The organism is Vibrio atlanticus (genome assembly GCF_024347315.1).
In the GTDB taxonomy this organism is placed as follows: domain Bacteria; phylum Pseudomonadota; class Gammaproteobacteria; order Enterobacterales; family Vibrionaceae; genus Vibrio; species Vibrio atlanticus.
The window spans coordinates 3,286,754-3,301,076 of the sequence record NZ_AP025460.1; the positions used below are offsets into that span (position 1 = coordinate 3,286,754).

General features: G+C 44.6%; 14 protein-coding genes. 2 read left to right on the plus strand and 12 right to left on the minus strand.

Annotated elements, in window-relative coordinates; all coding sequences use genetic code 11:
- Positions 1 to 97 precede the first annotated feature (97 nt).
- From OCV30_RS14840 to OCV30_RS14850, 3 genes are all read right to left on the minus strand, one after another.
- Complete coding sequence (locus OCV30_RS14840; protein ID WP_065679467.1) at positions 98 to 976, minus strand: class I SAM-dependent methyltransferase; 879 nt, start codon at positions 974 to 976, stop codon at positions 98 to 100.
- Between the two features lie 97 nt (positions 977 to 1,073).
- Complete coding sequence (lexA, locus tag OCV30_RS14845; RefSeq protein ID WP_009848249.1) at positions 1,074 to 1,694, minus strand: transcriptional repressor LexA; 621 nt, start codon at positions 1,692 to 1,694, stop codon at positions 1,074 to 1,076.
- Positions 1,695 to 1,788: 94 nt separating this feature from the next.
- A complete protein-coding gene (locus OCV30_RS14850) occupies positions 1,789 to 2,151 on the minus strand; it encodes a diacylglycerol kinase (protein WP_065679466.1) in 363 nt (120 codons plus the stop codon).
- A 219-nt stretch (positions 2,152 to 2,370) separates the two neighbouring features.
- On the opposite strand from OCV30_RS14850, the gene plsB reads away from it, so the two are divergent.
- Complete coding sequence (gene plsB / locus OCV30_RS14855) at positions 2,371 to 4,794, plus strand: glycerol-3-phosphate 1-O-acyltransferase PlsB (RefSeq protein WP_065679465.1); 2,424 nt, start codon at positions 2,371 to 2,373, stop codon at positions 4,792 to 4,794.
- Positions 4,795 to 4,881: 87 nt separating this feature from the next.
- Here the strand turns inward: plsB and OCV30_RS14860 are convergent, their stop codons facing one another.
- From OCV30_RS14860 to OCV30_RS14870, 3 genes are all read right to left on the minus strand, one after another.
- Positions 4,882 to 6,258 carry an IS4 family transposase gene (locus OCV30_RS14860; RefSeq protein ID WP_102265919.1) on the minus strand — a complete coding sequence of 459 codons (1,377 nt, stop codon included), beginning with the start codon at positions 6,256 to 6,258 and terminating at the stop codon, positions 4,882 to 4,884.
- Between the two features lie 153 nt (positions 6,259 to 6,411).
- Positions 6,412 to 7,266, minus strand: a complete 855-nt coding sequence (ubiA, locus tag OCV30_RS14865; protein WP_048658874.1) for a 4-hydroxybenzoate octaprenyltransferase — start codon at positions 7,264 to 7,266, stop codon at positions 6,412 to 6,414.
- Entirely contained in the window at positions 7,267 to 7,809 is a 543-nt protein-coding gene (locus OCV30_RS14870; protein ID WP_162924288.1) for a chorismate lyase, read from the minus strand.
- A 162-nt stretch (positions 7,810 to 7,971) separates the two neighbouring features.
- Here OCV30_RS14870 and OCV30_RS14875 point away from each other — a divergent pair, with 162 nt between their 5' ends.
- A complete protein-coding gene (locus OCV30_RS14875) occupies positions 7,972 to 8,379 on the plus strand; it encodes a flagellar basal body-associated protein FliL (protein WP_009848242.1) in 408 nt (135 codons plus the stop codon).
- A gap of 87 nt (positions 8,380 to 8,466) precedes the next feature.
- Here OCV30_RS14875 and glpG read toward each other — a convergent pair whose 3' ends face one another.
- The 6 genes from glpG to ftsY all read right to left on the minus strand — a co-directional run bounded on the left by glpG (position 8,467) and on the right by ftsY (position 14,140).
- The gene (glpG, locus tag OCV30_RS14880) at positions 8,467 to 9,309 is read right to left on the minus strand and encodes a rhomboid family intramembrane serine protease GlpG (protein WP_017063770.1); all 843 of its coding nucleotides are present in this window, start codon (positions 9,307 to 9,309) and stop codon (positions 8,467 to 8,469) included.
- 55 nt (positions 9,310 to 9,364) lie between these two features.
- The gene (glpE, locus tag OCV30_RS14885) at positions 9,365 to 9,685 is read right to left on the minus strand and encodes a thiosulfate sulfurtransferase GlpE (RefSeq protein WP_065679912.1); all 321 of its coding nucleotides are present in this window, start codon (positions 9,683 to 9,685) and stop codon (positions 9,365 to 9,367) included.
- Positions 9,686 to 10,126: 441 nt separating this feature from the next.
- Complete coding sequence (rpoH, locus tag OCV30_RS14890) at positions 10,127 to 10,984, minus strand: RNA polymerase sigma factor RpoH (RefSeq protein ID WP_010438716.1); 858 nt, start codon at positions 10,982 to 10,984, stop codon at positions 10,127 to 10,129.
- Positions 10,985 to 11,161: 177 nt separating this feature from the next.
- Positions 11,162 to 12,130 carry a permease-like cell division protein FtsX gene (gene ftsX, locus OCV30_RS14895; protein WP_029223158.1) on the minus strand — a complete coding sequence of 323 codons (969 nt, stop codon included), beginning with the start codon at positions 12,128 to 12,130 and terminating at the stop codon, positions 11,162 to 11,164.
- Positions 12,117 to 12,794, minus strand: coding sequence for a cell division ATP-binding protein FtsE (gene ftsE / locus OCV30_RS14900; protein ID WP_009848236.1), 678 nt, complete (start codon positions 12,792 to 12,794; stop codon positions 12,117 to 12,119). The genes ftsX and ftsE overlap by 14 nt, the downstream gene beginning before the upstream one ends.
- Positions 12,795 to 12,871: 77 nt before the next feature.
- Positions 12,872 to 14,140, minus strand: coding sequence for a signal recognition particle-docking protein FtsY (gene ftsY, locus OCV30_RS14905; protein WP_017104245.1), 1,269 nt, complete (start codon positions 14,138 to 14,140; stop codon positions 12,872 to 12,874).
- Positions 14,141 to 14,323: the final 183 nt, after the last annotated feature.

Consider the following 14,323-nt stretch of genomic DNA (forward strand, 5'->3'; position numbering starts at 1 on the left):
GCTTTCACTATGTTGTGGGGAGGTGCTTGCCTTTTATCGATAACGAATACCTATAACGAGGCAAGTATTCAGATCCCTGCCAACAGAACCGCTAGCACTACCACTTAACAAGCACTAACTGCGGCGTTAAACGCTTTTTGACCTGAGAGATTTTACAAAGAAGTCGCTGCCACAATTTCCAACGATTACACTGCTGGTCAAGTGGAGAAAACGCTTTTACCCACTGGGCCCATGGCAGCCAATTAAGGACGCTGTCTATCGGAGAAGATAAGCCATGTGAGTATTTTCCAGAACCGAGCTTTTGCCCCAGAGCACTAGAGCTTTTATCTCCAGCTAACACTAAACACGCATGTGCGTGGGTAAAATAACGGCTCAAAGACTGAATAAAGTTCGCCGTCTGTTGTTCATTACAATCCAGCAGAGCATGTTCACACACCACCATCACTGAGGCTTGTTCTGGAATGTTCAATTCATCGAGCCAGGTCAGGTCATCCACCGATCCACACTCTAGACGGTAACGTTCATTCTTGTGAAACAGGCGTTGTCGCCAAACTAGATTCTCGGTTACATCTAATTCAACCCAATGACAGCGGCCGTTATCTAAACGGTAGAAACGGGTATCAAGCCCTGCTCCCACGTTAATTATCCAAGCATCTGGGTTATGAGATAAAAACTGTTGAACTTGAGAGTCACAAAGTTGAGTCAGTGTAGCGTAAAGGAGTTGTTGTTGGTCGAGTTCACCGGTAAGACATTCAGGTGCGAGTTGGCAACGCTTGCAGGCTTGTGCTGCAATAGGGTCATAAACAAGACCGTCATCGGCTAGACTTTCGCGGCTGCGAAACCAAAGGTGTTGAACAAGATTGGTCGGTACTTGGAATTCTTGATGTGCTGACCCGAGATCAGAAGAAGCCTTTTGATCATAGGTGTGCGACTTACGAATAAGCGGCTTCATTTGAGGTTTGGTTGGGTTTGGCATCATCATCTTCCTTGTATCTCGACAAAGAAGATGATAATGAATATCAATTACAATAACAAGTTATTGAGAGTAAATATCAATAAGCTGTTTGCACTGACTACATCCAGTCCGTGTTACGAATAATACCAACCGCAAGTCCTTCAATAGACAAGTGTTGGGATTCTAAGTCCACGTGAATTGGAGAAAACTCTTCATTTTCAGCATGCAACAGAACGGTAGAACCTTTGCGCTCTAGGCGTTTTACCGTTACATCATCGTCGACACGAGCCACGACAACTTGTCCATCACGCACGTCTTGTGTTTTATGCACGGCCAGTAAATCGCCATCCATAATACCGATGTCTTTCATACTTTCGCCATTTACGCGAAGTAAGAAGTCAGCTTGTGGCTTAAACATACCTGGGTCAACTTGGTAATGCATTTCTACATGCTCTTGAGCCAAAATAGGCTCGCCAGCGGCAACCTGACCGATTAATGGTAAACCTTGCTCTTCATTCGCTGCATCTTCAAGCAAAATACGAATACCGCGAGACGCACCCGGGATAATCTCAATCGCTTCTTTACGAGCAAGAGCTTTCAAATGTTCTTCTGCAGCATTTGCAGAGCGGAAACCAAGCTCACGTGCGATTTCTGCACGAGTCGGTGGCATACCGCAATCTTCGATCTTACTTTTGATAAGGTCAAAAACTTGTTGCTGGCGGGGCGTTAACGGCTTCATGATTCACCTGTCTTTTTATACAGTTGACTGTGAGTATATCCAGTAACTGAATAAAAGCAAAGCAATTGGTTGTTTTTAGTTCATTTTTAGCGAATTACAAAAACAAGATCTCTAACCACACGTAACCAGCTAATACTAAACAGATAAAAACGGCAGCTGAGCCAACATCTTTCGCCATCCCAGAAAGCTCATGATGTTCGCTACCGATTCGGTCAACGACCGCTTCAATCGCAGTATTGATCAACTCGGCAACCATCACCAACACGACGGCTGAAATCATCAATATTCGCTCAACTTGGTTTACATCTAAGTAGAACGCCAACGGAATAAGCACTGCGGCCATGAAGACTTCTTGTCGAAATGCAGCCTCGTTTTTAAACGAGCTCGTGATGCCTTGCCATGAAAAGCCCGCCGCTTTGACGATACGTTTGACTCCGGTGTTTGATTTTTTGGTCATTTTTAACCCTATACTCAATCAGTCGATGAATGATTTTCCACAAACTTAACGGCAATATGACTATTTCCATTAAAAGGTTAGACCAGTTTCTGGTATTCTTGCATCGATTAAATTTACGCCTAGGCTTATCCCTATTTCACTCATAGGATTTATCCTCTCATTATAGAAATAGAGATACGCTTCAGCACATTGAAATAACTATTGAGGCAGTGAACCTATATGTCTTCTGGACAATCTTTTTCACGTTCATTAATGAAGCTACCTTTATCCCTATTGGTAAAGAGCACATCAATCCCTTCAAACCCTGTAGAGGATTTGAACATTGATTTGAGCAAACCGATTGTATACGCCTTACCGTTTCGCTCAAGTGTAGACATTCTTACATTGCAAAAACATGCACTTGAACTAGGGTTGCCTGATCCATTGAGCAAACTTGAAATCAATGGCAAATCACTGCAACGCTACGTTTTTATCTCTTCTCGCAAAACTCTACTGCAAGACGATGATTATGTACCAAGCTCATCAATTGAAGTCTTCTCTGAACTGCTTTCACTGCATGCAGAAGACTCTGAGCTCGACGTTCAAGTTATCCCTGCCACCGTATTGTGGGGTCGAAAGCCTGGTAAAGAGAATAACCAGAAGCCTTACCTACAAGCAATGAACGGCTTAGAGAAATCAAAAGCTGTATTGCTAGCCGGTCGTGACTGTCTGGTTCGTTTCAGCCCAGTGGTTTCTCTACGCTACATGGCTAACTCACACGGTACCGACAGCACCATCGCGCACAAATTGGCGCGCGTGGCACGTATTCACTTCTCTCGCCAAAAGCTTGCTGCATCAGGTCCTAACCTGCCAAGCCGCCAAGCTCTGTTTGATCGCCTATTAAAATCAGAAGCGATCAAGAAAGCGATTGAAGACGAAGCACAAGCAAAGAACATCTCGATCGAGAAAGCGAGCAAAGAAGCTCAAGACATCATGGACGAGATTGCTGCGAACTTCTCTTATTCGCTGATCAAGCGTGGTGAGAAGATTCTCGGTTGGCTGTGGAATAAGCTGTACCAAGGCCTGCATATCAGCAACGCTTCAACGGTTCGTAAGTTGGCTCAAGATGGTCACGAGATTGTTTACGTGCCTTGTCACCGTAGCCACATGGACTACTTGCTGCTTTCTTATGTGCTTTACCACGAAGGCATGGTGCCTCCGCACATCGCTGCAGGTATTAACCTCAACTTCTTCCCTGCCGGCCCTATTTTCCGTCACGGCGGTGCGTTCTTTATTCGTCGTAGTTTCAAAGGCAACAAGCTTTACTCAACGATTTTCCGTGAATACCTAGCCGAACTGTTCGCTAAAGGTTACTCAGTAGAATACTTCAGTGAAGGTGGTCGTTCTCGTACGGGTCGTCTATTGCAGGCGAAAACCGGCATGCTAGCGATGACAATCCAAGCAATGCTGCGCGGCATGAACCGTCCGGTGACTTTGGTTCCTGTATACATCGGCTACGAGCACGTGATGGAAGTAGCGACTTACGCGAAAGAACTTCGTGGCAAGCGTAAAGAAAAAGAAAACGCGAGCTTAGTGATTCGTACCATTCGTAAGCTGCGTAACTTTGGTAAAGGCTACGTGAACTTCGGTGAGCCGATTCAACTGAACCAATACCTGAATGAGCACTCACCAGAGTGGACCAAAGACATCGACCCAATGGGCACCAGCAAGCCACAATGGATGAACCCTGTGGTTAATGACTTAGCGACCAAAATGATGACGCACATTAACGATGCGGCAGCAACCAATGCCCTGACCCTTTGTGCAACGGCACTATTGGCTTCAAGACAGCGCGCATTGTCTCGTGACTCTTTGGTTTCTCAGATCAATTGCTACCTGTCTCTGCTTAAGAACGTTCCATATTCGGCAACGTTCACTGTGCCAAAAGACAGCGCTGAAGAATTGGTAAAACATGCTGAATCACTGAACAAGTTCTTGATTGAATCAGACTCAATGGGCGACATCATTTCACTAGACCGTCACCAGTCAATTCTGATGACCTACTACCGAAACAACATCATTCACTTGTTTGCTCTGCCATCGTTAATTGCACAGATGACCATTCGTCAGCGCGGTTTATCGATTGACGCGATTCAAGAGAACGTTGCTTCTATCTACCCGTTCTTGAAGAAAGAGCTATTCCTAAGCTACGAAGAAGACAAGCTTGAAGGCGTGGTTTCTAACATCATTGAAGAGCTGGTTAACCAAGGTATGCTTGTGATTTCTGATAACGAAGTCACCATCAACCAATCAAACAGCCAAGCACTGATGCTATTAGGTCGTACGATTTCAGAGACGCTACAGCGCTACTCGATTGCTCTAAACCTGTTGGCAGAGAATCCTGACCTGGATAAATCCGATCTTGAACAGAAGAGCCAAGACATTGCACAGCGACTTGGTCGTCTACAAGGCATCAATGCACCGGAGTTCTTCGATAAAGGCGTGTTTGCGTCGATGTTCGCAACTCTGAAACAGCAGCAATATCTGGATAACGATGGTAACTGTGATTTAGAAAAGACTCAGCAATTCGCTAAACTTCTCTACTCAATGCTTTACCCTGAAGTACGTTTGACGATTCAAGAGAGTATCCACCAAGCAGAATAATCTCTTGGTTAGCATTCACTTTAATCACTAGACTGAACACGATCAAAAAAGGCACCCAATGGGCCTGTCTCTTGATCACAAGTCTGGTTAATCAAGAGACTTAGCGAGTTCATACCCTTCAAGGATGGTTTGTAACCTAAGCCATCCTTGCCATAACGTCTTTATAGAAGCGCGACCTGTTCGCTTGGTATTCTTCCAACCACCTAACCGAGCAATACCGTTGTAAGCCCATGATATATTAGGCGCTTCTTTCGGTAGTTTTTTGCTCTCCAACTTGAGCCACATTAACTTCCACGCTTTGCCTTTTAATACCTGCTCACAACTGCTCTTAGATAACTCGTCTGATTCATTCATAAACCTCAACTGGAGTAACCGAGTCGCGATAAAAGCCAAAACGACGCTGAGCCTTTCTAAGTTATCCTTACTTTGCATTCTCAGTTGCTCAACTTCAGTCCCTTCACTTTTCCAGACTTTATGAAAATCTTCTATTAGCCAGCGCCGCTCATAATAACTGACGATTTTGAGTGCCTCTTCCTTGCTCGTTATCGGCTCTGAAGTCAGTAAGTGCCATGCGAGCTTATTACCACTCTCTCCTTGTTCTATACATCCCACGTAGTAAAGCGGAATGTTATCGAACTCTTTCTTGTTAGCAGGAGACTTGAGTGTCACGGGGGCATATTTGATATCTAAATGAGCCTTGCGAGCTTTACGACCGCCTTTTTGCGGTATTTCGAGCACTTTCTCTCCGGCTGATAACAGGGTAGAGGCATAGCTATAAAGACGATTATCATGCTCTTCAATACAGCGGCTTTGCATTGAGCGAACGAGGAACCTTTGTTGTTGCTCTCGCTTGTAAGTGAGGTATTCAAATAGGTCGGCTTCTCTATCGCACACAGAAATGACATCCGAAATTTTATCGCCAAGTCGCTCAGCGACATGGCGAGAGGCTTGTTCCCACTTATAACTTTCTTTCTCTTTGTATGGTCGAGTCGCATGCTGGTGCCTTTGACCTCGCTTTTCTATATCACGAGTCCAGCGCTGTTGTTCAATTAAACCAATAACAGATTGAGTGTCGGGAGCAAAAAGTAAGGTTGAGTGTACGAACATGGCGCGATGTCGATTGCCTTGATTGGAGTGCCCGAGTTCATCTCGAATGCTGCGATGGGAGTAACTGAGAGAAGTGGTGTCTTCTAAGGCAAGAAGTGTTTGTTGCTCTAATGCTTCTTGTGCGGTGACATAAAAACCCGCTTCTGCGATATCTTCTGCTTTGATTTGCTCATTACGGATGAAGCGATAAGCCCCTTCCATTTCAGCAGGGGAGATAATGAGTTTCGAGACGGGTACGCCAGGCTGCTCGGCCAGTGAGGCTGCGAGAGCAACGAGTCTTTGAGTGCGTCTAGGGTCATTAAGGTGGGCTTGACCGAACTGTTTTTGTGCCCAAAGGGTTGGCTCTATATAGGTCATGATAATCATCCTTGTCATTGCTTAGATGATCAGATCATGAAACCTAAAAATAGTTCAAAAAAAATCCCCAAGCGTGGCTTAGGGATTTGTGTATAAGAGACAGCCCAATGGGTGCCTTTTTCTTTAGCGTTCGTTAACTCGAAAAGCTGATGCTTACCAGAAGGTAATGAATAAGCCTACAGTCACTGCCATTCCAACATAATTATTGTTGAGAAATGCTTGGAAACAAAGGTCTCGATCACGGTGGCGCATCAGGTGTTGTTGATACACAAACAAGCTTCCCGCTACCAACAATGCCCAATAGAAGGTATCACCTAGTTGGTAATGCATGCCTAACGCAATCAGCATCGCTAGGGTGACGAGTTGCAAAGAGCCAACAATCAGTTTATCGAAGCGACCAAATAAAATCGCCGTCGACTTAATACCAATCTTCAGGTCGTCATCTCGGTCAACCATCGCATATTGCGTATCGTAAGCAATCGTCCACAACGCATTAATCACGAAGATAAACCACACAATGCTTGGCAGTTCATTGGTTTGTGCCGCCCAAGCCATTGGTATCGCCCAACTAAACGCTAAGCCGAGAAACAACTGTGGAAGATGCGTAAAACGCTTCATGAAAGGGTAAATGAACGCCAGACCAACACCAATAAATGAGAGCTTAATGGTCAGTGGATTCATGGTCAGTACCAGCAAGAAGGAAACCACGGCTAGCACTAAAAAGAGCAGAATCGCTTCCTTACTGGAAACCAAACCTGAAGGTAATGGACGCTGCTTGGTACGTTTAACATGACCATCTACTTTACGGTCAGCAAAGTCATTGATCACACAGCCAGCCGAACGCATCAACACCACGCCGAGTACGAAAACAACCAAGACATCAAAATCAGGCATACCTTGTGCGGCGATAATCAGTGACCACAAGGTCGGCCAAAGGAGTAACAGGGTACCAATCGGGCGATTCATTCGCGTTAATTGCCAATACGCCTTCGCTTTGGTGGCAAGCATTTACACACTCTCCTTAGAGTAAATGGGTGATGTTGGTAAAAAAAGTTCGGCCACAAGCATCGGTTTATGATTCATCCATAATCGAGAACGACGCGCGAGTAATCGCTCATCGCCAGCGATAACCCAACCGACTTGAAGCGCATCTCGCTCCACGTTCTCAGCACTGAAAACCGTTAATCCAAGCGGGACATCCCCTTGTTGAGAAAGGTCAGAGTGCTGATGATCTTCTAGGGTAATTCGAGGTATTAAGGTTCGACCTAACACCCACGGCTCATCATCACCCTTTAAAATCACTTTACGCAGTAAGCAATCATGTGATGATAAAAGGCGTTCTTCGTCCTGTTGCAGAATTGATCGTTCCACAACTTGATTATGAAGCAACTCAACAGACAGGTGCTTGCAGCACTTGCCCAACTTACGGGAAAGCGATCCTTGTTCCATAAGCCACTCTTTGGTGGTTTCATTAGGAAAATTAAATTTTTCTGTGCTTTGCCAATCTACATTCATTAATGAATTTAGATACAATGATATTGACTGATTCATACTAGTATTCAATAGGTGACTTTACACGTACAATAAAGCTTCAACTTTCGAATAAAATTAAAGCGTCCTTCGAATTGTAAACGTATTTAGATTTAGACCGCTCATTGTAACAAGACTAATGCGTTTCGAATATCGCGAATAAACTAAAGAAAAGTCTCAAATATGCACAAACGTTATGTAGCCCAACTATTTATTGCGATTAATCTACTGTTTTCAGCATCAAGTTTCGCTGAAGAAGAATCGACACCCAAACTAGCCTACTTCACACTAGAGCCCGATCTCACCACCAATTTTTACACTAAAGGTAAAAAACTGGGCTATATTCAGGTCCGTCTCGACATAATGGTCGCAAATAGTAATGACTTAGAAGCCATTGAGCATCATCAGCCATTGATTCGTGATGCAGTGATTGAATTACTCGGCAAACAAAATGAAGAGACAATTAAGTCTCTATCCGGTCGTGAAGATTTGAGAAAGTCCTTAGTTGAGCACCTCAATAAGATTTTACTTCCAGAAACAGGTAAAACTCTCATTGCTGACTTATTGTTTACCAAATATCTTTATCAGTAATGATGTAAAAACGAATCCCAATAAAAAAGCGGCTCATCTGGCCGCTTTTTTGTCTCTATCGTTTGGCTACTCACTAGAAAAAATGAGTTAGCTTCTTGCCGAGCTCGGTGCTTTCATCGCATCGATAAAGCCAATAATGACACCAGCGGCTAGGCCAGCTAAATGCGCTGTATTGGCGATCGCCATAAATGGCTGCATGTACCCAAGCACTAACCACACCAACATAAAGCCGACAATCTGTCTTGGGATACCTAAACCAAGTTGTGGCGCCTTCGCACCGACAACCCATAAGTAACCAACCAAAGCATACACAACACCAGACAAACCACCGAAGTTCGCCCCTTCAACCCAATACTGACCAGCACCTGAAAGCGCAGAAGAGACAGCAAAGATCTGAAGTAGCTTGAGGCTGCCTAGTTTCTTCTCAATGTCCCCACCTAGCTGCCACCACCACAAAATATTGAATGCGATGTGCATAACAGAGAAATGCAGAACGGCATGGCTCAACCAACGCCACAGCTGCCATTGCTGTCCATCAACCGCAGGGAAATGCAGGGCATTGAAAATAGCTTGGCCAAAACCAATCTGTTGCAGCGCAAAAATCACCACACACACCAACATTAGGCTCAGTGTCACAGGACCTGCTTTTGCTTTGATCATGCCCATGAAGCTCGGGGTGTGATAATGAAAGTTACTCTTTCTGGTTTCTGCCATATCCCAAGACGCCGCTTGATAGCGTTTATGATTGGGTTCAGCAAGAAAACGATTCAGCTCAGCTTCGGTTTCAACCTGAAATTGACCATCAAGAAGCCACAAAGCAAAACGCCCTTCTCCCTCTGGAGACATCTGAATAGGGATCTGACGAGAGGCCATATAATCAATAAATGCTTGAGCAAGACGTGGGTTGTCTAACACCATCAATCTAATCATTGTTACTTCCTATTCATACTATGGAGATGCTTGAAGCGTTTAAGTGATAAAGCTATTAACCCGCAATCACCGGAAGTTCAGCACGATGCCAAGCTTCGAAACCGCCATCAACACTATATACCTCTTCAAAGCCTTGGTTCACTAAATATTGTGCCGCGCCTTGGCTACTAATACCGTGGTAACACATCACTAAGATAGGCTGTTCGAACTCAACCTCATCCATAAACGACACCATTGTATCGTTAGTCAGGTGGTAGGCGGTTTCTGAATGGGCTACCGCAAAAGATTGCGGATCTCGTATATCGACAAGTCGAGCTTCACTTTGTTCAATAAGAACTTGAGCGCCTTTAACGTCGATATGTTTAAACTGGTCCATGACTTTCTCTTTTTATACTGATTTACTTTGCTGCCATTGTAACCTATCCCAAGGCTAACAATCACACCCACTTAATAAGGTTATCCACCAGCGATCACTTTTACACCATTTGTGGATAAATCTGTGAATTGCGTGAATAAAGTGCCTTTTTAAAAATAGATCCACAACATGTAGTAATGATCCTGATCTAACTGTGGGTTAACTGAAACATATCCCCACTCAAAAAACCCTGTCAAAGCCTTACTACACCCTGCTTTTAGACAGCTGGCGAATAAATTCCTCACAGAGTTATCCACAAAATCAATTTGCAAATTTCGATCGCAAAAGTTGAGAAATAGATCCAAAACAAAAAGGCCGAGATCTCTCGATCTCGGCCTTTTCAAAATTAAGCTATTTGCTTGCTACTATGCGAAACCAAATACTATTAAAAATTAAATGCTATTAGAAGTCGCCAACGGCTTGCTTCAATTTCTTCATCGCATTCTTTTCTAACTGGCGGACACGCTCTGCAGAAATGCTATAGGTATCCGCTAAGTCTTGCAGTGTTGCTTTGTTGTCGTCTAACCAACGTGAGCGAACAATGTGTTGACTACGCTCGTCTAAGCTCTTCAATGCGAGACCTAGGCGATTATTAGTATGAGATTCCCAGTTAGCTGCCTCAACCGTCTCAGCAACGTCTGACGCTTTATCTTCTAGGTAATAAACTGGAGCTGTGTAAGCAGAACCACCGTCGTCGTCGTCCATCGGGGCTTCAAACGTAGCGTCTTGTGCCGCTAAGCGTGATTCCATCTCACGAACTTCTGAAGGCTCAACACCCAACTCACGTGCAACCGTCTCAACTTCGCCGTTATTGAACCAACCTAAACGCTTTTTAGACTTACGAAGGTTAAAGAACAATTTACGTTGTGCTTTCGTTGTTGCGATCTTAACGATACGCCAGTTACGCAAAACGTACTCATGAATCTCAGCTTTGATCCAGTGAACAGCAAAAGAGACTAGACGAACACCAACTTCTGGATTGAAGCGCTTAACAGCCTTCATCAAGCCGATGTTACCTTCTTGGACGAGATCAGCCATTGGTAGCCCGTAGCCAGAGTAGCCTCTTGCAACGTGCACCACGAATCTTAGGTGGGAAAGGATCAAGCCTTTCGCAGCGTCGATCTCACCTTTGTAATGTAATCGCTCTGCAAGTCCACGTTCCTCTTCAGGAGTCAGCATAGGGTAGCTGTTCGCTGAGCGGATATAGCTATCTAAACTATCTTGTGTGACTAAAGCCATTTGATACGCTTGGTTTGCCATTCGGTTCCTCATCAATCTCTGATCTGGAGTAATACATCTATTAAAACCCGACAATCTTGAACCTAAAATGAACAGGTTTCAAGGAGGGGGAAGTAATTATGCATAATCAATTCGTCTATACAAGGCAAAAACTGGTTAAGAACTGCCTATTTTTCGTATAAATATGACTCTATTCACCTAAACTGGTTCAATTTCTTTTAGGTGACGCTGTGCAGAAAGCTTCGCAGCCACACTACCAAGCAGGGTTCCGACGATCAAAAGTAATAAAGATTCATCCCAACTCAGGCCAATTAAGCGAAAATGACTATCATAAAGCTGAGCCAAATCATCCACTGCACTGTTGAGCAATACGGTAATCAATGCCGTCATTACCCAAGCACTAATCGAACCTAAAACGCCAAACCACATCCCAGCATAAAGGTATGGTCGAAGAATGTAGCTGTCGGTAGCACCAATCAGCTTCATGGTTTGAATCTCTTCTTTATGCGCCAACACATTAAATCGTAATGTGTTGCCGATAATCAGAAATACTGCGCCCAGCATCAGCACAGTTAAGGTAATCACGATGACAGCCGCAAGTGCTTTGATAGCATCCAGTCGAGCTAACCAGTCTTCATCTAAACGAACATCGGTGACTAACTCTTGCTTCTTAACCTTGCCTGCCAGTTCTTTAATTAACGTGTCGCTGTGTACGCTTGGCGTAATCACCAAAACACCTGGCAATGAATAATCATCTAGGATAGTTAGGGCGTCCTCAAAACCAGAATACTGGCTAAGATCTTCAAGACCTTGCTGCGGAGAAATGTACTCAACCAGATCGACTTGGTCCCAACTTTCAATTTCATCCTTAAGCACCATGACTCTCGGCTCAGGGATACCATCCTCTACATAGGCACTAATTTGTGACGGGCTGGTGACATCTTGCGCCACTTCACCAACGTTCTTGCCCAGTAGGTACAAACAAGCGGGCATAGCTAAAGCCATTGAAATCACCGCAAGCGTCAGCAAGTTACCCAACGGACGCTGCCACATTTGCGAGAACGATGACTTGGCTTGTTTCCAATGAACAACAAAGAAACCGTCGCTTGAAGCCCGGTTTGCTGCTCGATTGGATTGAGGTTTCTTAATGCGCTTATTCGCGGCCATAATCTTCAACCTCACTCAAAAAGCCTTGGTTTAATTCCAGATGACGATATTGAGGGCGAGTGTTCACTAACCCGATATCGTGCGTCGCTAGCATGATCGTGACACCCGCACGGTTGAACTCTTCAAACAAGCGTAATACACGACTCGATAGTTCAGGATCTAGATTACCAGTTGGTTCATCCGCTAAAAGCAGAGTTGGACGGTTAACCACAGCGCGAGCAATACCGACCCGTTGTTGCTCACCTCCAGAGAGCTGGCTTGGCAAACAACGGGCTTTATCTAATAAACCGGTTTTGTCCAACGCGGCGCTGACTCGACGTTTAATTTCGTTTTCAGAAATAGATTCTATACGCATAGGCAGAGCGACGTTATCGAAGATCGAGCGATCCATAAGTAGGCGGTGATCTTGAAAGACAATCCCGATGTTACGGCGTAAAAAGGGAATGTCTTTGGCTGGGATACGAGTAATATCGTGATCGTTAAACCAAACACGTCCGTCAGTTGGACGCTCTATCGCGCAGATCAACTTCAGCAAGGTACTTTTACCAGCACCAGAGTGCCCGCCTAAAAATGCCATCTCTCCTCGTTTGAGATGAAAGTCCACTTTTTGGAGCGCTTGTCGTCCGCCTCGGTAGGCTTTGCTCACTTGCTGAAATTTGATCACCGAAAATTCCTCTTACGATCACTCATATCAAATTTAAAACGGTAGCAGGTTAAGGATAAACCACTTTGCTACACGCGTTACTCTTCGCGGCTAAATAGTGCTTCAATAAAGTCTTTCGACTCAAATGGACGCAGGTCGTCAATGCCTTCACCCACGCCAATGTAGCGGATTGGAATCTGGAACTGGTCAGCAATTGAGAAAATTACGCCACCTTTCGCCGTACCATCTAGCTTAGTTAGCGTAATGCCCGTTACTGGTGCCACGTCACTAAACAACTTCGCTTGGCTAATCGCATTCTGACCGGTACCTGCATCTAGCGTTAACATGATTTCGTGCGGTGCAGAATCATCGATCTTCTTCATTACACGAACAATCTTGCGTAGCTCTTCCATCAAGTTGCTCTTGTTCTGCAAACGGCCTGCAGTATCTGCAATCACAACATCAACACCACGCGCTTTCGCCGCTTCAATCGCATCGTAGATAACAGACGCGCTATCGGCACCAGTGTGCTGAGCGATAACCGGAACATCATTACGCTGCCCCCAAACCTGAAGTTGTTCAACCGCTGCCGCACGGAAGGTATCGCCCGCCGCCAGCATCACTTTCTTGCCTTCACTTTGGAATTGTTTCGCCAGCTTACCGATAGTGGTTGTTTTACCCACGCCATTCACACCTACCATTAAGATAACGTAAGGTGTTTTAGTGGTATCAACAACCAGTGGCTGTTCCACTTGGCTCAAGATTTCTGACATCTCTTCTTTAAGCAAACCATAAAGCGCTTCACCGTCTTTTAGGTCATTACGGGATGCTTTTTCTGTTAGGTTTTCAATGATCTTCACGGTGGTATTCATACCCACGTCGGCGATCAGAAGTTGCTCTTCTAATTCTTCAAACAGGTCTTCATCGATTTGCTTGCCTTTGAACAAACCAAAGAAGCCAGCACCAATATTTGCTTTAGTACGGCTTAGGCTACGCTTAAGTCGTGCAAAGAAGCTTTCTGTCGGCTTCTCTTGAACTTCTTCAACCTTAGATTGAGGAGCAATCACTTCTTCCTGTTCTGCTTCTGCTTCTGCTTCTGCTTCTGCTTCTGCTGCGACAGGCTGCTGATCTTGTTGAGCCTCTTCAAGCGTTTGCTCTGACTCCGCAAGTTCAGATTCAACAGACTTAGGTTCCGTTGATTTAGCGTCTTCAACTTCAGGTGCGACCTGTTCAGCCTCAACTTGTGATTCAACTTCAGTTTGATCTTCAACGTTTTCTACGTTCGCTTCATTCTGAGTTTTTGGGCTTTGTTCTTCTTCACCAAAACCAAGCCACGATAATAATCCGCGCTTCTTTTTTTCCGTCATCAGAGGAGTTTCCTAGATCTACTAATTAGCTGTATTGACTTAATACACGTCGACTCTTTGCTATTGTTATACAATACAAGCTTGTACAAACGAATAGTAAAGAAAAATGACAAAGCAGTGATAAGTTTGCTTTTAGCTTGATACACTTTGTCATTGTAAATTTATTTAATACTCGAACCCACT